This is a genomic window from Bradyrhizobium sediminis (assembly GCF_018736085.1).
In the GTDB taxonomy this organism is placed as follows: domain Bacteria; phylum Pseudomonadota; class Alphaproteobacteria; order Rhizobiales; family Xanthobacteraceae; genus Bradyrhizobium; species Bradyrhizobium sediminis.
Genome location: NZ_CP076134.1, coordinates 1,136,626 through 1,154,324 on the forward strand (window position 1 = coordinate 1,136,626; position 17,699 = coordinate 1,154,324).

Consider the following 17,699-nt stretch of genomic DNA (forward strand, 5'->3'; position numbering starts at 1 on the left):
CAATCCGCGGTACGCACAAACGCCGAAACAGAACACCTTCACGACTGGCGGGTTCCAGTCATGCCTGGCTTCATTGCCGATCCGTTGCCGGGCGAAGCTGCCCGGCGCGAGGATCAGGTTTCGGAAAAATAACTCTGCAGCGTGCGGACCTCAAGGTCCCCGCCCAGGTAGGCGCGGATGCCCTGCGCGGCCGCCACGGCGCCCGAAAGAGTGGTGTAATATGGCACTTTATGCAAGAGGGCAGCACGCCGCAATGAGCGGCTGTCGGCCAGCGCCTGCGGACCTTCGGTGGTATTGAAGACCAGCTGGATGTCGCCGTTCATGATGGCGTCGACGATATGCGGCCGTCCTTCCAGCACTTTGTTCACCTTTTCGGTCGGCACCCCGAAATCGGCAAGGAAGCGCTGGGTGCCCGAGGTGGCCATCACCTTGAAGCCGGCCTCGGACAACAGCCGCACCGCCTCGGCGATCCTGACCTTGTCGATGTCGCGGACCGAGACGAACACGGTGCCCTTGCGCGGCACCCTTGTGCCGCCGCCGAGCTGACTCTTGGCGAACGCCACTTCGAACGAGCGGTCGATGCCCATCACCTCGCCGGTCGATCGCATCTCCGGACCGAGCACGGTATCGACGCCGGGGAAGCGGGCGAACGGGAATACCGACTCCTTGACGCCGACATGGCCGAGCTTGCGCTTCTTCAAGTTGAAGTCTGCGAGCTTCTCTCCGGCCATGATCCGCGCGGCGATCTTCGCCACCGGCATGCCCATCACCTTGGCGACGAACGGCACCGTGCGCGACGCGCGCGGATTGACCTCGAGCACGTAGATGTCGCCGTCCTTGATGGCGTATTGCACGTTCATCAGCCCTACCACGTCGAGGCCGAGCGCGAGTTCCCGGGTCTGCCGCTCAAGCTCGGCAATCATCTGGGCGTCGAGCGAATGCGGCGGCAGCGAGCAGGCGGAGTCGCCGGAGTGAATGCCGGCTTCCTCGATATGCTCCATGATGCCGACGATGAAGGTGTCCTTGCCGTCGCACAGGCAGTCGACGTCGATCTCGATGGCGTCGGACAGATAGCGGTCGAACAGCAGCGGATTGGTGCCGAGCACGGTATTGATCTGGCCGGTCTTGTCGTTGGGGTAGCGCGCCTTGACGTCGCCGGGCACCAGCTCCGGCAAGGTGCCGAGCAGATAATCGCCAAGCTGGCTTTCCTCGCGAATGATCTGCATCGCGCGGCCGCCGAGCACGTAGGACGGACGCACCACCAGCGGCAGGCCGAGATCGGCGGCTACCAGCCGCGCCTGCTCGACCGAATAGGCGATGCCGTTCTTCGGCTGCTTCAGGCGAAGCTTGTCGAGCACGCGCTTGAAGCGGTCGCGATCTTCGGCGAGGTCGATGGCGTCGGGCGAGGTACCGAGGATCGGCACATTGGCGGCTTCCAGCGCGCGGGCGAGTTTCAACGGGGTCTGGCCGCCGAACTGAACGATGACGCCGTGCAGGGTGCCGTTCTTGCATTCGGTCGCGATGATCTCCAGCACGTCTTCCGCGGTCAGTGGCTCGAAATACAGCCGGTCGGCGGTGTCGTAGTCGGTCGACACCGTTTCCGGATTGCAGTTGATCATGATGGATTCGTAGCCCGCGTCGTGCAGCGCGAAACAGGCATGACAGCAGCAATAGTCGAACTCGATGCCCTGGCCGATCCGGTTCGGTCCGCCGCCGAGAATGATGACCTTCTTCGCATCCGACGGCGCGCTCTCGTCGGCAAGCGCGCCGGCGAACGGGGCTTCATAGGTCGAATACATGTAGGCGGTGGGCGAAGCGAATTCCGCCGCGCAGGTGTCGATGCGCTTGAATACCGGGCGTACTCCGAGCGCCTGGCGCTGCGCCGTGACCTTGGCCTCGGTGGTTTCGGAAAGCACCGCAAGCCGCGCATCCGAAAAGCCCATCGCCTTCAGGGTCCGCAGCCCGAACGCATGGGCGGGCAGGCCGCTCCGCTTGATCTTTGCTTCCATCTCGACGATGCCGCGCATTTCCGCGAGAAACCACGGATCGATCTTGCAGGAGGTGAAGATCTCTTCGTCCGACCAGCCGAGCCGCATCGCCTGCGCCACCTGCAGGATCCGGTTCGGCGTCGGCGTGCCCAGCGCGGCGCGAATCGCGTTCTTGTCGTCGCTGCGGCCGAGCCCCTCGATCTCGATCTCGTCGAGACCGGTCAGGCCGGTCTCGAGGCCGCGCAGCGCCTTCTGCAGACTTTCCTGGAAGGTGCGGCCGATCGCCATCACTTCGCCGACCGACTTCATCGAGGTGGTCAGGGTGTGGGAGGCGCCGGGAAATTTCTCGAACGCGAAGCGCGGAATCTTGGTGACGACGTAGTCGATGGTCGGCTCGAACGAGGCCGGCGTGGCGCCGCCGGTGATGTCGTTGGCGATCTCGTCCAGCGTGTAGCCGACCGCGAGCTTGGCCGCGACTTTGGCAATCGGAAAACCGGTGGCCTTCGAGGCCAGCGCCGAGGAGCGCGACACCCGCGGATTCATCTCGATCACGACCATGCGGCCGTCGGCCGGATTGACGCCGAACTGCACGTTGGAGCCGCCGGTCTCGACCCCGATCTCGCGCAGCACCGCCAGCGAGGCGTCGCGCATGATCTGGTATTCCTTGTCGGTCAAGGTCAGCGCCGGCGCCACCGTAATGGAATCGCCGGTGTGCACGCCCATCGGATCGAGGTTCTCGATCGAGCAGATGATAATGCAATTGTCCTTCTTGTCGCGCACCACCTCCATCTCGAACTCTTTCCAGCCGAGTACGCTTTCCTCGATCAGGACCTCGTCGGTGGGGGAAGCGTCGATGCCGCGTTCGACGATCTCGATGAACTCGGCCTTGGTGTAGGCGATGCCGCCGCCGGTGCCGCCCATGGTGAAGGAGGGGCGGATGATGGCGGGCAGGCCGATATCGTCGAGCGCGCGCAGCGCGTCGGGCAGGCTCTTGGTCTGGGTCGAGCGCGGCGTCTCCAGCCCGATCCTGGTCATGGCCTCGCGGAAACGGCCGCGGTCCTCGGCCTTGTCGATGGCGTCTGCGGTGGCGCCGATCATCTCGACGTCGAATTTCGCCAGCGTGCCTTGCTTGCGCAAGCTTAGCGCGCAGTTCAGCGCGGTCTGCCCGCCCATGGTGGGCAATAGCGCAAAGCCGCCGGGAATGACGTTGCGTTCCTTCTCGATGATCTTGGCGACGATTTCCGGCGTGATCGGCTCGATATAGGTGGCGTCGGCCAGTTCCGGATCGGTCATGATGGTGGCCGGATTGGAATTGACGAGGACGATGCGGTAGCCCTCGTCCTTCAGCGTCTTGACCGCCTGGGTGCCGGAATAGTCGAATTCGCAGGCCTGGCCGATCACGATGGGACCGGCGCCGATGATTAGGATGGTGGAGATGTCGGTTCTTTTGGGCATCAAGTCTCGCGAACTGGGATTTGGGCACAAAAAAAGGGCGCGCCTGCCGCGCGTCCCTTGAGCCTTAGCGCGTATTCCTCGCGCGCGGGTGGTCTTTAGACCAGATTCCGCAGCCGCGAAAGGGTCTTAAAGGTCCAATCAACCGGCATTTTGGGCGATTCGGCCCGGGGGCTGGCCGGGAATCGGCGAGGGGGAGCGCTGGCCTGCCGAGCCGAAGCTGCAGAGCAGCGAAGGCTGGAGGCCCGGCCTGGATTCGAACCAGGATAAAGAGCGATGCACTGCTCTCGCGTCGACGCTTTCCGCCACCGGGCCGCATCAATCATCGCCGATCACGCCGCCGTGAGCCATCCCGGCTATCTATTAACCTTAACTGGACGGAGGAAGGCGCGACCAGCCCGGCGGGGCGCGTCTCAAAAAGCGTGCCGCGCCACAAAAGTCATCCGCCACGGATTGTGACCGATGTTGAAATGGGCGCGCGAGGCGGTGAATCCGGCTGCCGCCAGCTTCGCCACCATCTCGGCTTCGCTGTAGCGCTGCAGCCCGACCTTGGCGCGCAACTGCCGATAGTCCGAAAGCGCGGTGGAGACCAGCCCGATCAGGGCGTCCTTCAGGAAGCCGTGCTTGAGAGCGAAGCGCAGCAGCGCGGCTACATCCCTGGCCATGCCGACCTCGGGACGCAATATATCGCCCACCACCAGCCGCCCGCCGGGCTTCAACAACCGCTTGATCACGAGAAACGCCGCATCCAGCTCATCCGGCGTCATATATTGGGCGACCGAGTTCATGACCGCGAGATCGATGGATTTTTCGTCCATATTCCTCAAGTCATCGAGCGAGCGCACCCGGATCTTGGTGTTGGGGGCAAACCGCGCGATCAGCCGGCCGCGCACGCCCGGCGCCGGCTCCGCCAGATAAAGCTTGCCGCAGGCGTCGGCGACCTTGGCCGCCGAGAGGGCTTCGCCGCAGGCGTAATCAAGTACCACCGCGTCCGGCGACGAGATGTAGCCGATGATGTCGCGGGCGATGATCTGGAAATGCAGGTCGCGATGCAGCTTGCTCGCATAAATCGTATGCGTGGAATCGTAATAGTCGATCCAGTCTTCCATCGGTGAAGGCGTCCGGCAAAACAGGGGTTCCGGCCGGGGAACCGGCAGGTACATGACGCGTTAGATGGTTCGGCGACCAGTGTCCAATGCCGTCATGCCCGGTTCCTAACAGGAAGGTCCCTCGCGAGCAAAGCCGAGCGCGTCCGCAAGCTCGGTGGCATCACGTTGCGCTTGATCGGGCAGATCGCCAGGCTGCAGACCATCCAGGGCAATAACGAGGATTTACAGGCGCCAACGCGGCGTAGGCAATTACTTTGCCGCCACGATCGCAGGTGGCTTCCAGGTCCCGTCGCCCGGCGGCAGGATCGACGGTGCCTCGGTCTTGGGCCAGTAAAGCCGCATCACGAGGTAGATCTCGCCGTTCGGTGCGGGGAGCCAGTTTGACTCCTTGTCGGCGCCCGGGGATTTGTTCTGGATATAGAGGGTCAGCGACCCGTCGGCATTCTTCTTCATGCCGGGCAGCATCGGCGAGTTGATCAGATAGCGGTTGATCGGATTTTCGATCAGGAGCTGCGTCTTGCCGTCGTACATGGTCAGCGACCAAAAAGCCTCTACCGGCGGATATTGTCCGGCCGGAAAAGTGAGCGTGTATTTGGATTTGGAACCATCAAGCACCTCGCCATTGGCAAGCGCCTTCGCCATTGGATAGACGGCCTCGACAGCGTCGTTGCCATAGATGCCGCCCTTGGCGGCGGCGGCTCGCTTCAGCCAGTCGCCGCTGTAGAATTGCCGGTCTCCGAACAGCGATCCGATTTTCCATCCATTTACGTCTTTCTGTCCGCTAGCAAGATACCCTTCGACTTTCTCTTCGCCGTCCTTCATCCCCAGCCCGATTTCAATCTTGTGGGTCAGCGGAAGGTCCTTGAAGTCAAAGGTCTTGCCGGCCCCGACGCCGATGCGCGCAAGCTTGGCGCGGATTTCCTTTTCTTCCGGTCCCGCCGGCGCGAATTGGAGAGCGAAGTCGAGATACTCAAAGAAGTTCTTCTTCACCATCTCCTTGTCGATCCTGGGAAAGTCCACTGCGGTCGCGGCGACCGTGGCCGGTTGCTTCAAATAGGCGGACAGTGGCTGCACCTTATAGCCGGCCTGGACCTTCTCAACGTTCGGCATGTCTGCAGAATTGAAAAGTTGCGTGCGGTAGGCAACGGCAGAAAACTGCGTCGAGGACTGGAAGACCTTCTTGATACCGGGCGGGGTGGCCCCCTTCCAATCGGGGCCAACCACCATATAGTCGCCGGCCTCGCCGCCGGTCGCGCGGCTACCGATATATCCGTAGTTGAACGTGTTGCCGTCGCACAGCATCACCGAATAATAGCGAGTTTTCTCGACAGCCGGCACCGAAAGAACGATCGGTTCGGCGCGCAGATCGAGCCATAAGAGCGAATACGGCGTGTCGCTGTTGGGAGTTATGACGGCCGTGTCCTTGTAGGTATAGACACGCGCCTCGTTCTTGATCTGATTGAACGGCGCCTTGAATTGCCCCGAGTTCCTGTCGACGGCATACTCGTACATGACAGCGTAGTTCATCACGATGGGCAGCCCGTAGATGAAGCCTTCCTCGGCGATGGCCTTGGCCTCGCGGATGTCAGGCCATTCCGCTTTGGCCTGCGCGTTCGCTGGGACAGCCTTGGCCGTTGTGACGGTGATTGCAGCCAGCGCTGCGGAACGGAGAAGATCGCGTTTCGTCAACATGGTACCGACTCCTTCCCTTCAGGGATGTTTGTGTTTGCACAGCGCCCTCAGTTCGCCTCACGGGACTTTCTTCATCGCCGGAATCTTCCACGATCCATCGATGAGCGAGGGCTTCTTCTCGCTCGGCCAGTAAGGCCGCATCATCAGCACGAAATCGCCCGATGGAGACGGAAGCCAGTTGGATTCCTTGTCCTTGCCCGGTGAATCCTTCTGGATGTAGAGATCGGCCGGACCGCGAGCATGCCGAGAATCCGATTCAGGCTTGTGACGTGCACGACATTCATCCCTTTCATCTTCTTGCAAAAGTTCGATCGATCGACTTGGAAGCATTCGCGCGCAAGGCACGTGAGGTCGCGTTCAAAAAGAACGTGCAATATAGGCTGCAAGAAAAGCCGCGGCGTATCGGAATCGAAGCAGGATCGCTGGAATTAGATGCTATAAAAGCCAAGCGTTGAAGGGCGAGTTCGGCTACCTCCACGAACAACAGATTAGCACGACCGAAGAATGAGGGCCAGCCGCGATCATTCCAGATTTTGTGCCTCTATCTTGTCGCGCTATGGGCCGTGTTTTCGAAATTCATGGTGCGGTGGGGCCTGGCTGTCCGGGACCATCTCGCTGTTCGCCGCGGATTTATCTTCGCGACATTTCCAGCGCTTCTTAATTATCTCAGCTCGTCGGGCCGCGTCACAGCGACTGGCCGCGTGGCTGAGTGACGCCGAATGTGACGAGACAAGGCGTTGCGATCCCGGTCAAGTCAACGTGCCGGTCAAAGCCAACGACGTGCGGTCTCAGATTGAACGGCGATGGCCTGCCTAACTGCCGACCGGTTAGGTGGCCGGAAGCTCGAACACCAGGCAGGTCGTGGTGGCATGCGCGAGCAGGCGGCCCTTGGCGTCGGTGATGCGCGCTTCCGCGGTTGCGGCGCGGCGGCCGACGCTCAGCGTGCGGCCTTCGGTGCGCACCGCTCCGGTATCCCTGGTCATGCCCTTGATGAAGGAGACCTTGAATTCCAGCGTGGTGTAGCCGATGCCCGGCGGCAGCATCGAGTGGACCGCGAGACCCATCGCGGAATCCAGCAATGTGGCGGCATAGCCGCCGTGCACCGAGCCGATCGGGTTGTAATGCCGGAAGCCCGGGATGCTGTGGAACGCGACGACGCCCGGCTCGGCGGTCTGGTCGAACGGTTCGATGGTCTGCATGATCGGCGGCGGAGGCAGTTTGCCGGCGAACATGGCGCGGACGAAATCGACGCCCGCCATCGACGCCATGACGTCGAGCGGCGTGACGCCGAATTCGATCTTGGGGGCGGTTCGGTCGTCCATGGGGTGGGCTCCTGCGCGTTACAATGATGGTCATCATACTAAATGTCCGATGATGAGGCCAGCCGTTTGACCACGCCAAACCTCGTCATGCCCGGACTTGATCCGGGCATCCATCGTCTTCAGGAAAGCTGGATTGCCGGGTCAAGCCCGGCAATGACGAGCGGTAGAGCGCGCGCTACGCCCGCTTGTTCGCCCGCATCAAGTCGGCGAACCGCTTGAACAAATAATGCGAGTCGCGCGGGCCGGGGGAGGCTTCCGGGTGATACTGCACCGAGAATACCGGCTTGCCCTCGAGCTGGATGCCGCAATTGGAACCGTCGAACAGCGAGATGTGAGTTTGCATCGCGCCTTTGGGCAGGGTCGCCTGGTCCACCGCAAAACCGTGGTTCATCGAGGTGATCTCCACCTTGCCGGTGGTCTCGTCCTTGACCGGATGATTGGCGCCGTGATGGCCCTGATGCATCTTCATGGTCTTGGCGCCGACCGCGAGGCCGAGCATCTGGTGGCCGAGGCAAATGCCGAAGGTAGGGGTGCCCGAAGAGATCAGCTTCTGGATCACCGGCACCGCATATTTGCCGGTCGCGGCGGGATCGCCGGGGCCGTTCGACAGGAACACGCCATCGGGTTTCATCGCCAGGATGTCTTCGGCGGACGTGGTCGCCGGCACCACTGTGACCTTGCAGCCTTCGCCGGCCAAGAGCCGCAGGATGTTGCGCTTGATGCCGTAGTCGATCGCTACCACGTTGAATTCGGGCTCGGTCTGCCGGCCAAAACCCTTCTGCCAGACCCACGGGGTTTCGTCCCAGGTGAAGCGCTGGGCTGAAGTGACCATCGGCACAAGGTCCATGCCTTCGAGGCCGGGCCATTCGCGCGCTTCTTCCTTCAGGCCGTGCAGATCGAACTGGCCGTCTTTGGCGTGCGCGATCACGGCATTGGGCATACCCTTGTTGCGGATCAGCGCGGTCAGCGCGCGGGTATCGATGCCGGAAATGCCGATGATGCCGCGCGCCTTCAGCCACTGATCGAGATGGTTGGTGGCGCGGTAGTTCGAGGGATCGGTGATGGCGCTGCGCAGGATCACGCCGCGCGCGCCCGGCGTCGCCGCCATATTCACCGTCTCGATGTCCTCGTCGTTGGTGCCGACATTGCCGATATGCGGGAAGGTGAAGGTGATGAGCTGCCCGGCATAGGAGGGATCGGTGAGGATCTCCTCATAGCCGGTCATCGCGGTGTTGAAGCAGACTTCGCCGACCGCCTGGCCTTCCGCGCCGAGGCCGAAACCCTCCAGCACGGTGCCATCGGCAAGCACGAGGAGCGCGGTCGGCTTGTGGTCCGGCCAGGCTGGGTTGTTTTCTGTTGATGTCATGAGCGCATTACATAGTCGCAGCATTCCCACCCGTCAAAGCCGGAAAAGGCGGATTCACATGCGGTTTTGCGCATATTTGACAGAAGGTGCGGGCGACCTAATCTGCGGTTCCCCGCTGTAGGCCGAATTGCCCCGAAAATCGCCCAATCCGGAGCCGAGCATGGACAATACGATGCCGATTCTGCTCGTTCCCGGGCTGGTGTCGTCGCCGCGGATTTACGCGCCTGTGGTCCCGGCCTTGTGGCGGTTCGGCCCGGTGACGGTGGCCAACCACATCCGCGACGGCAATATGGGCGCCATCGCGCGCCGGATCCTGGCCGAGGCGCCGCCGCGTTTCGCGCTGGCCGGGCACTCAATGGGCGGCTACATCGCCTTCGAGATCATGCGGCAGGCGCCGGACCGGGTGGCGAAGCTGGCGCTGATCAACACCCAGGCGCGGCCGGATACGCCGGAGGCCACCGCGCGCCGCCGCGGCCAGATCGCCCGCGCGCAAGAAGGCCAATTCCGCGCCATCCTCGATGAACTGTTTCCCGGCTTCGTACATCCGTCGCGGCGCGGCGACGCCTCTTTGCGCCAATTGGTCTACGACATGGGTGACGACGTCGGGGCGGAGGCCTTTGTCCGGCAGCAGACCGCCGTCATGACCCGGCCGGATTCCCGGCCGACGCTGGCATGGATCAAATGTCCGACGCTGGTGCTGACCGGCGACGAGGACAACACCATTCCGAATTCGCTGTCGGTGGAAATGGCGAACGGCATCCCCGGCGCAAGACTCGTGATCCTGCCGAATTGCGGTCACCTGCCGCAGCCGGAACAGCCGCAGGCGACCGCCGAAGCGCTGGTCGAATGGCTGCGGAACTAGTTGTTCTGACGCTGCGAACGGCCTAGATCAGTGCCCTGAAGGTTACAAAGGACATGACGATGCTGCGCGACGACATCAACAATGCGGTCAAGGACGCGATGCGGGCCAAGGACGAGCGCAAGCTCTCTACGCTGCGCATGGTCAATTCGACCATCAAGAACGCCGATATCGCCGCGCGCGGGGAGGGCAAGCCGCCCCTGACTGACGCGGATCTCCTCGGCGTGTTCCAGAAAATGATAAAACAGCGCCAGGAATCGGTCGAACTCTACGACAAGGGCGGCCGCGCCGAACTCGCCGCGCAGGAGCGCGAGGAGATCGCGATCATCTCCGCCTATCTGCCGAAGCAGATGTCGGACGACGACGTCAAGGCCGCGATCGCGGCCGCTATCACCGAGACCAGTGCGGCCGGCATGAAGGACATGGGCAAGGTCATCGGTGTGCTGAAGGCGAAATACGCCGGGCAGATGGATTTCGGAAAAGCCAGCGGCATGGTGAAGGCGGCGCTGGCGGGGTGAGTTTTCACCTCTCCCCGCGCGCGGTTCGAGTGAGCGGTCGCAAAATTTCTCATCCTCGTCATGCCCGGCCTTGTGCCGGGCATCCACGTCTTTCACACTGACGGCAAGCAACAAAGACGTGGATGGCCGGGACAAGCCCGGCCATGACGAAAAACGTTTTGGGACGACCAAGGGCGCGTTCGCATGCTCACCGAAGCCTCCGACTACGAAACCCTCTACCGCAACTTCCGCTGGGATATCCCTGATCGCTTCAACATCGCGACCGCGTGCTGCGACCGCCACGCCGATGGCACCAATCGGCTGGCGCTGATCTATGTCGATGAGGATGGTGCCGCGACGCGCACCTCGTTCGACGAGGTCGCCGAATTCTCCCGCCGCTTCGCCAATGTGCTGAAGCAGGACGGCCTGGTGCGCGGCGACCGCGTCGCGGTGTTCCTGTCGCAATCGCTGGAATTGCCGGTCGCGCATCTGGCGGCATTTCGTTCCGGCATGGTGTCGATCCCGCTGTTCACCCTGTTCGGCGAGGACGCGCTGGAATTTCGCCTCGCGAATTCCGGCGCCAAAGCCATCGTCACCGACGAGGCCGGTTACGAGAAGCTGGCAAAAATCCGCGACCGCTTGCCGGATCTGAAGAACATCTACGTTATCGGCGCCTCCGTGCCGGCGGGGACGAAATCGTTCTGGCCGTCGCTGAAGGCGGCATCCCCCGACTTTACGACCGTCGATACCGCGGCCGACGATCCCGCCGTGATCATCTACACCTCCGGCACCACGGGGAATCCCAAGGGCGCGCTGCATGCCCACCGCGTCGTGCTCGGCCATCTGCCCAATATCGAGATGTGCCACGACTTCCTGCCCAAGCCCGGCGACCTGATGTGGACGCCGGCCGACTGGGCCTGGATCGGCGGGCTGATCAACGCGCTGTTCGCCGCCTGGTATCATGCGGTGCCGATCGTCGGGCACCGGGCGCGCAAATTCGAGCCGCAGGCGGCGATGCAGATGATGGCCGATTACGGCATCCGCAACGTGTTCCTGCCGCCGACCGCGCTGAAGCTGATGCGGCAGGCCGGCGTCAAGCATGAAGGCGTCAGGCTGCGCTCTATCTTCACCGGTGGCGAGTCGCTCGGCGGCGAACTGCTGGACTGGGTCCGCGCCACCTTCGGTATCGACGCCCATGAAGTGTTCGGCCAGACCGAATGCAATCTCGTGATCGGCAGCAACTCGAAACTGTTTCCGATCCGGCCCGGCTCGATGGGCAAGGCGACGCCCGGCTTCGACGTCCGCATCGTCAACGACAAGGGCGAGGAATTGCCGAGGGGACAGCGCGGCATCATCGGCGTGCGCCAGCCCGTTCCCTGCACCATGCTCGAATACTGGCGCAACCCGGAAGCCACAGCGAAGAAATATGCCGGCGGGTTCCTGCTCACCGGCGACCTCGGCATCCAGGACGAGGACGGTTACTTCTGGTACGTCAGCCGCGAGGACGACGTGATCACGACCGCCGGCTACCGCGTCGGTCCCTCGGAGATCGAGCACACGCTGATGAAGCATCCGGCGGTGGCGATGTCGGCGGTGGTCGGCATTCCCGATCCGATCCGCACCGAGTCAATCAAGGCCTGGGTCGTGCTGCGGCCGGGCTTCGCACCGAGCGACGCGCTGGCGCGCGAGATCCAGGATTTCGTGAAAGTGCAGCTTGCCGCCCACGAATATCCGCGCTTCGTGCAATTCACCGACACCCTGCCGATGACCGCGACCGGCAAGGTGCTGCGCCCGGAATTGCGGACGCTGGGGTAGTTCGATGTCGCCCCGGCGGACGCCGGGGCCCATAACCACAGACGTCAATTTGTTCGTGAATTGCAGGTCGTTCTTCCTTTTCAGCAACATCGGCCGCGGAGTATGGGTCCCGGCGTTCGCCGGGACGACACTTTGAGAACCCTCGGCTGAATTGACGCAGATCAATACGTTTCGACTCGCCGCCTGCCCCAATGCGAAAAAATAGAGGGGGAAAACCGATGGCGTCGATTTCCGGCAAGGTCGATCCGGTGGTGCGGCAGATTACGGCGGCCGATATCGCAGAGGCGCTGGGGCAGGGGTTGCGCGATTTCCAGGCTCTGCCGCTCTATGGGCTGGCCTTCGGCGCGCTCTATGCCGGCGGCGGCATTGTCATCCTGCTCTGCCTGACCGCGTTCGGCATGGTCTATCTGGCCTATCCGCTCGCCGCCGGTTTTGCGCTGCTCGGTCCGTTCGTCGCGATCGGCCTCTACGAAGTCAGCCGCCGGCGCGAGGCCGGTCAAACCGTCTCGATATCGGGCATCTGGTCCACGGTGAAGTCGCGCAGCGAAATCGGTTGGATGGCGTTCGTCACCTTGTTCATCTTCGTGATCTGGATGTATCAGGTCCGCCTGCTGATCGCGCTCCTGATCGGGCTCAACGCCTCGTTCTCGAGCCTGAAGGAATTTATCACCGTGGTGCTCACCACCAATGAGGGCCTGTGGTTCCTCGCCATCGGCAATGCGGTCGGCGCGGCGCTGTCGCTGGTCCTGTTCTCGCTGACGGTGGTGTCGTTCCCGCTTCTGCTCGACCGCGACGTCGATTTCATCACCGCGATGATCACCAGCGTGCGCTCGGTGGTGGCGAGCCCGGTGCCGATGATCGGATGGGCCGCCGTGATCGTCGTGCTGCTGATGGTCTCGGCGCTGCCGTATTTCCTCGGCCTCGTGGTGACGCTGCCGGTGCTCGGCCACACCACCTGGCACCTTTACCGGCGGATTGTTGCGCCGGTGCCGGGTTAATTGCTTTCGCGGGGACGACAGTTTACGGCGTCGCAATCCCCATCTTCTTCAGCGCATCCAGCATCCGTTGCGGCGGCTCCATCTTGACGACCAGCGGCACGCCGGTCTCCAGGAGGCTCTTCAGGCTGGACAGGATCGCGGGCCAGCCGGCCCGTCCGCCGGACAGGATGTCGTCGCTGAGCTGCCGCTCATGGGCCTCGGTCATGGTGAGGCGGACGGCATCGCCGGCGCGTTCGATCTCGTAGGTGACGATCTCCGTGCCGAGATGTTCGGCGAGACCGTCCCAGTTGACGTTGAACGTGGTCGTCAGCTTCCGCGGCGGATCGCACTCGATCACCTCGCCGCTGATGTGAACCGAGCCGTCCGGCGCGCGCAGGACATACGCGCCGCCGACCTTCAGATCGATCTCGACGGCGAATCCGTGAAAGTACTTCCTGGTGAACTCCGCCGATATCAGTGCCTCCCAGACCTTTTCGGGGGTGGATGCAATGTAGATGGTGTAGACGATGGCGGGTTTGAATTGATCGATGTTCATGACTGGCGAACCTCCGGCTGACTCTCCATGCAGGAGAGGGGAATCGCCAGCGCCGCACCTTGCTCCAGCATGCTCTTCAGGCTCGACAGGATCGCCGGCCAGCCCCTGGAGATGCCGTCGAGCACGACGCTGTCCGGAGCAAAGCCTTGATGCGTCAGTGTCAGCTTCACGAGCTTGCCGTACGGCTCGAGCACGAAGGTCACGCGCGACGGTTCTTCCTGTTTCGCGCGCTCGTTGAGCAGGTGATGGAACGAATAGGACAGCCGCCGCGGCGGATCCGCCTCCAGGACCTCACCGTCGTCGGTGGCGGTGCCGTTCATCACCAGCTTGAACGGCGATCCGACCTTCCAGTCGGAGACGACGCTGGTGCCCCACCAGTACCGTTTGGTGAATTCGCTCGATGTCAGCGCCTGCCAAAGCTTTTCGGGCGTGGTCTCGATGTAGGTGACGTAGACGAATTCCGGTTTACTCATCACGCTTCTCCAGTTGCCGTTTCAATTCGCCGAGCGCGGCGAGCTTGCCGCGCTCGAATTTTTTGATCCACCGCTCGCCGATCTGATGGATCGGCACCGGATTGAGATAGTGCAGCTTCTCGCGGCCGTGCCTGACGGTGGTGACGAGGTTGGCCTGTTCGAGAATCCCAAGGTGTTTGGTGACGGCCTGCCGCGTCATGGCGAGGCCGTCGCAGAGTTCGTTCAGGGTCTGCCCGTTTTTGGAATGAAGCCTGTCCAGCAGCGACCGCCGCGAAGCGTCGGCTAGCGCTTTGAAGACCTCATCCATGGCAGTGATAATAGGCAACCAAATGGTTGCATGTCAAGCGAGAGCTACGAGAATGGTCGTTGAGTTGCTTGGCTCACCGCGCAATTATTCGTCATGCCCGGGCTTGTCCCGGGCATCCACGCCTTCTTATCGATCCCGCGTTCGGCTAAGACGTGGATGGCCGGGACAAGCCCGGCCATGACGCAAGTGCTTGCACGGGTGCCCCATGTCTCTTCAGGTCTATCTCGCTTTCGTCGCCGCCTGCGTCGCGCTGGCGCTGCTGCCGGGGCCGGTGGTTACGCTGGTGATCGCCAACGGGCTCCGCTACGGCACCCACGCGGCCCTGACCAACATCGCCGGCGTCCAGGCCGGGCTGGCGATCGTGATCGGCATCGTGGCGGTTGGGTTGACCTCGCTGATGGCGACGATGGGCTACTGGTTCGACTGGGTGCGCTTTGCCGGCGCGGCCTATCTGGTCTGGCTCGGCATCAAGCTGATCTGGTCGCCGGTCGAAGGCGTCGACGCCGATGCGCCGCCGCCCCCGCCGCGCGGCGGCTTCTTCCTGCAGGGCTTTCTGGTGCTGCTCAGTAACCCCAAGGTGCTGGTGTTCTTCGGCGCGTTCATTCCGCAGTTCGTGGACATGAACAGGGATCATTTCCCGCAGGTGGCGCTGCTCGGCGTCACCTTCATGGTCGCGGGCGCGATCTCCGATTCGATCTATGCGCTGCTGGCTGGCCGTGTCCGGTTGTTCTTCTCGGCGCGACGGACGCGGCTGGTATCGCGCATCTCCGGCGGCTTCATGATCGGCGGCGGCATCTGGCTGGCGCTGACGCGGGCGCAGTAAGACGCCCTCGCGTCATTGCATTGAACCTTCCATCGCCACGGCGCGTCTGAGGGACGGACGGCTCCCGCCGTCCTTTTTCCTTTGGGGGGAAATCCGGTGCCCGATCTGCCGTGGTTCGTCTATGCGATGCTGCTCGCGCCGCTCGGGCTGATCCTCGTCGCCGCCGCCTACAAGACGCTGCAGGTGCGTGCCGCGCGGGAATGGCCGTCGGCGCCGGGCAAGGTGGTGATTTCGAGTTCCGAAGTGCGCGAGGTCAGGGTGATCGACCGCGACAGGGAAGACAACTATCGTACCGAGCAGCGCAACTTCGCCAATATCGTCTACGAATATTCCGTCGCCGGCAAGAAGCTGCGCAACAACCGCGTCAGCATCGGCGAGGACCGCGGCAATTTCCAGGTTGCCGAGACGATCGCGAAGTATCCGGCCGGCGCCATCGTCATGGTCTACTACAATCCGCTGCATCCGCACGAAGCGGTGCTGGAGCGCGACCTGCCGAAGGGGCTGTGGGGTTGCCTCGGCATCGGAACGGCGATCATCGTCGCGGTGGTGTTCGGCTCGGCGATTGGCCTGCACCGGCTGGGCGAATTTGTCTCGACCAGGCTCGCGGACCCCAAACTGTCGGCGCTGGTCGTCGGGCTGGGTGCTTTCGGCTTCGTCACGGCGCTGTTCGCGCTCGCCCTGCATCGGCAGGCCTCGCTGGCGAGACAATGGCCTGTCGTGTCGGGCACCATCAGGACGTCGGGTCTCGAGCGGTTTGTCGGCACGCCGTCGGAACGGTTGGAGCGCGGACAGATCATGTTCCAGGCGAAGGTCACGTTCGCCTATCGCTACGACGGCGTCGCCTATGTCAGCGAGGCCGCGAGCCTCGGCGGCAAGGTGACCTCGACGTCGAGCGGGCTGGTGCAACGCTTCGCCAGAAAATATCCCGATGGCGCCACGGTAAAGGTCTACGTCAATCCGGCCAATCCATCGGAAGCGACGCTGGAGCCGCGCGCCGGTTTCGTATGGGTGCTGTGGCTGCTGGTCGCCGCATTCTGGGCCGGCGCGTTCTACATCGCCACGCACGGTTAGGCCGGCTGTGGCCCGCTCGGAGGCGCGGTGCCCGGCGCCAGCACCAGCTCCGCGTCGTCGATGACGTAGCGAACATATTTGTAGTCGCGAATGAAGCTGATGCGGCCGTCCGTCCACTCCAGCCACATCAGGTAGCTGGGCTTCACCGCCTCAGGCTCCTCCCAGACCGCGATCACCTCGCGGCCCTCGAGCCAGGCGGGAGCGACCCGCACCGGCGCGCTGCGCGAATAGATGCCGAAGAACATGCTCACGTCGCCGGCGCCGGCGCGCAGCGGGTATGTCGACTGGATCAGTCGCACGTCGTCGGCCAGCATCGCGCGCAGCCCGTCCCAGTCGCGCCGGTTGAACAGGGCGACATAGTGGGCCACGGCGGGTGACGGCGGGCGCGGCGCTGGCCGGGCCGGCGCCTGGGCGTTGATGGCCTTGAGCCGGGCTCGCCCGCGGGCGAGGTGGGCCTTCACCGCATTGACCGTGAGATCGAGCGTCGCGGCGATCTCCTCCAGCGACTGGTCGAGCACGTCCTTGAGGATCACCACGCTGCGCTGCACGGTCGGAAGCTCCGCGAACCGCGACACCGCCGTTTCGACCGCCTCCCGCCGCATCAGCGCCTCCACAGGATCTGGGCTTTCCGGATCGGCGACCTCGTGGGCCGCCTCGATGGGCTCGGCCGCGCGGATCGCGCGGCTGCGCAGCAGGTCCAGCGCGCGGTTATGGGCGATCCGGAACAGCCAGGCGCGGAGTGGTGTGTCTTCTCGCACTTCGTCCAGGGCGACCAAGGCCCGGGCGAAGGTGTCCTGCACCACGTCCTCGCCATCGATCACCGAGCCCATCAGGCGCGCGCAGTAGCGGTGAAGCTCCGGCCGCAGCTCGCCGGCGAGCGCCAGCAGCTGCGCATGGCGCGCCGTGGGCGGCGAGGATGGGCTTTCGCTCAAGCCGCTGCTCCCTCGAGCATTGTTATTCCCGTGTCGCCTTTGAGCCCGAAGGCGAAGCCCTCAGCATATTTCGGGTCGTCCAGCACTGAAACGACTTGGAGCCCGGCCTTGACATCGGTCTCCCAGGTCGTGGTGAAATCCGCCCAGCGCAGCTGGTCCAGCCGACCCATCCGCGGCTTCGCGCCGGCGTTCAGCGCGAGAATGTCCGGGCGGACCTCGGCAAGGATGCGGTGGGCGGCGGTCTCGTCCGTCACGTCGGCGGAGATCGTGGCGACGCCCAGCCGGGCGCGGACCGACTCGAGCGCATCGATGTTGCGGGCGACGACCGTCACCCTGGCGCCATGCGCGACCAGGGCCTCGACCAGTCCCAGGCCCAGGCCACGGCTTCCGCCGGTAACGACGGCATTCCTGTCTTTGAGGCCCATCAGTTCAGCTCCAGTGTTCAGGTTGCAGCCGGCAC

Annotated in this window: 17 protein-coding genes and 1 tRNA gene; 6 read left to right on the forward strand and 12 right to left on the reverse strand. The window is 63.5% G+C overall.

All coding sequences use genetic code 11. The annotated features are described in order from the left end of the window. Positions 1-113: 113 nt before the first annotated feature. From carB to carA, 7 genes are all read right to left on the reverse strand, one after another. Positions 114-3,443, reverse strand: a complete 3,330-nt coding sequence (carB, locus tag KMZ29_RS05475) for a carbamoyl-phosphate synthase large subunit (protein ID WP_215622781.1) — start codon at positions 3,441-3,443, stop codon at positions 114-116. 235 nt (positions 3,444-3,678) lie between these two features. Next, positions 3,679-3,755: transfer RNA gene (locus tag KMZ29_RS05480), tRNA-Ala, on the reverse strand. A 98-nt stretch (positions 3,756-3,853) separates the two neighbouring features. Beyond that, positions 3,854-4,549 carry a class I SAM-dependent methyltransferase gene (locus KMZ29_RS05485; protein WP_215622782.1) on the reverse strand — a complete coding sequence of 232 codons (696 nt, stop codon included), beginning with the start codon at positions 4,547-4,549 and terminating at the stop codon, positions 3,854-3,856. 249 nt (positions 4,550-4,798) lie between these two features. Continuing rightward, positions 4,799-6,241, reverse strand: a complete 1,443-nt coding sequence (locus KMZ29_RS05490; RefSeq protein ID WP_215622783.1) for a DUF1254 domain-containing protein — start codon at positions 6,239-6,241, stop codon at positions 4,799-4,801. A 57-nt stretch (positions 6,242-6,298) separates the two neighbouring features. After that, entirely contained in the window at positions 6,299-6,571 is a 273-nt protein-coding gene (locus tag KMZ29_RS26945; RefSeq protein WP_215622784.1) for a DUF1214 domain-containing protein, read from the reverse strand. A 497-nt stretch (positions 6,572-7,068) separates the two neighbouring features. Next, positions 7,069-7,563: a PaaI family thioesterase gene (locus KMZ29_RS05500; protein ID WP_215622785.1), complete on the reverse strand. Its 495-nt coding sequence runs from the start codon at positions 7,561-7,563 to the stop codon at positions 7,069-7,071. Between the two features lie 175 nt (positions 7,564-7,738). Then, positions 7,739-8,929: a glutamine-hydrolyzing carbamoyl-phosphate synthase small subunit gene (gene carA, locus KMZ29_RS05505; RefSeq protein WP_215622786.1), complete on the reverse strand. Its 1,191-nt coding sequence runs from the start codon at positions 8,927-8,929 to the stop codon at positions 7,739-7,741. A 160-nt stretch (positions 8,930-9,089) separates the two neighbouring features. Between carA and KMZ29_RS05510 the strand changes: the two genes are divergently transcribed. The 4 genes from KMZ29_RS05510 to KMZ29_RS05525 all read left to right on the forward strand — a co-directional run bounded on the left by KMZ29_RS05510 (position 9,090) and on the right by KMZ29_RS05525 (position 13,098). Beyond that, the gene (locus KMZ29_RS05510; RefSeq protein WP_215622787.1) at positions 9,090-9,791 is read left to right on the forward strand and encodes an alpha/beta fold hydrolase; all 702 of its coding nucleotides are present in this window, start codon (positions 9,090-9,092) and stop codon (positions 9,789-9,791) included. Between the two features lie 59 nt (positions 9,792-9,850). Next, positions 9,851-10,306 (forward strand): GatB/YqeY domain-containing protein, encoded by a 456-nt coding sequence (locus KMZ29_RS05515; RefSeq protein ID WP_215624151.1) that lies wholly within the window; start codon positions 9,851-9,853, stop codon positions 10,304-10,306. Between the two features lie 183 nt (positions 10,307-10,489). Next, entirely contained in the window at positions 10,490-12,100 is a 1,611-nt protein-coding gene (locus KMZ29_RS05520) for an acyl-CoA synthetase (RefSeq protein ID WP_215622788.1), read from the forward strand. 218 nt (positions 12,101-12,318) lie between these two features. Continuing rightward, positions 12,319-13,098, forward strand: coding sequence for a DUF2189 domain-containing protein (locus tag KMZ29_RS05525; RefSeq protein WP_249779830.1), 780 nt, complete (start codon positions 12,319-12,321; stop codon positions 13,096-13,098). Between the two features lie 22 nt (positions 13,099-13,120). Here the strand turns inward: KMZ29_RS05525 and KMZ29_RS05530 are convergent, their stop codons facing one another. The 3 genes from KMZ29_RS05530 to KMZ29_RS05540 are packed head-to-tail and all read right to left on the reverse strand — an operon-like array spanning position 13,121 to position 14,413. Next, positions 13,121-13,633 (reverse strand): SRPBCC family protein, encoded by a 513-nt coding sequence (locus KMZ29_RS05530; protein WP_215622790.1) that lies wholly within the window; start codon positions 13,631-13,633, stop codon positions 13,121-13,123. Further along, positions 13,630-14,106, reverse strand: a complete 477-nt coding sequence (locus KMZ29_RS05535; RefSeq protein ID WP_215622791.1) for an SRPBCC family protein — start codon at positions 14,104-14,106, stop codon at positions 13,630-13,632. Before KMZ29_RS05535 ends, KMZ29_RS05530 begins: the two co-directional genes overlap by 4 nt. Further along, positions 14,099-14,413 (reverse strand): ArsR/SmtB family transcription factor, encoded by a 315-nt coding sequence (locus KMZ29_RS05540; RefSeq protein WP_215624152.1) that lies wholly within the window; start codon positions 14,411-14,413, stop codon positions 14,099-14,101. The genes KMZ29_RS05535 and KMZ29_RS05540 overlap by 8 nt, the downstream gene beginning before the upstream one ends. Positions 14,414-14,618: 205 nt before the next feature. On the opposite strand from KMZ29_RS05540, the gene KMZ29_RS05545 reads away from it, so the two are divergent. Beyond that, on the forward strand, positions 14,619-15,236 hold the full coding sequence (locus KMZ29_RS05545; protein ID WP_215622792.1) for a LysE family translocator: 618 nt from the start codon (positions 14,619-14,621) through the stop codon (positions 15,234-15,236). A gap of 96 nt (positions 15,237-15,332) precedes the next feature. After that, positions 15,333-16,307 (forward strand): DUF3592 domain-containing protein, encoded by a 975-nt coding sequence (locus tag KMZ29_RS05550; protein WP_249779831.1) that lies wholly within the window; start codon positions 15,333-15,335, stop codon positions 16,305-16,307. On the opposite strand, the gene KMZ29_RS05555 is transcribed toward KMZ29_RS05550, so the two are convergent. Together KMZ29_RS05555 and KMZ29_RS05560 are read right to left on the reverse strand one after the other, a co-directional pair. After that, complete coding sequence (locus KMZ29_RS05555) at positions 16,304-17,239, reverse strand: sigma-70 family RNA polymerase sigma factor (RefSeq protein ID WP_215622793.1); 936 nt, start codon at positions 17,237-17,239, stop codon at positions 16,304-16,306. The two genes, KMZ29_RS05550 and KMZ29_RS05555, sit on opposite strands and share 4 nt — an antisense overlap. Further along, positions 17,236-17,664: an SDR family NAD(P)-dependent oxidoreductase gene (locus KMZ29_RS05560; protein ID WP_215622794.1), complete on the reverse strand. Its 429-nt coding sequence runs from the start codon at positions 17,662-17,664 to the stop codon at positions 17,236-17,238. Before KMZ29_RS05560 ends, KMZ29_RS05555 begins: the two co-directional genes overlap by 4 nt. Positions 17,665-17,699: the final 35 nt, after the last annotated feature.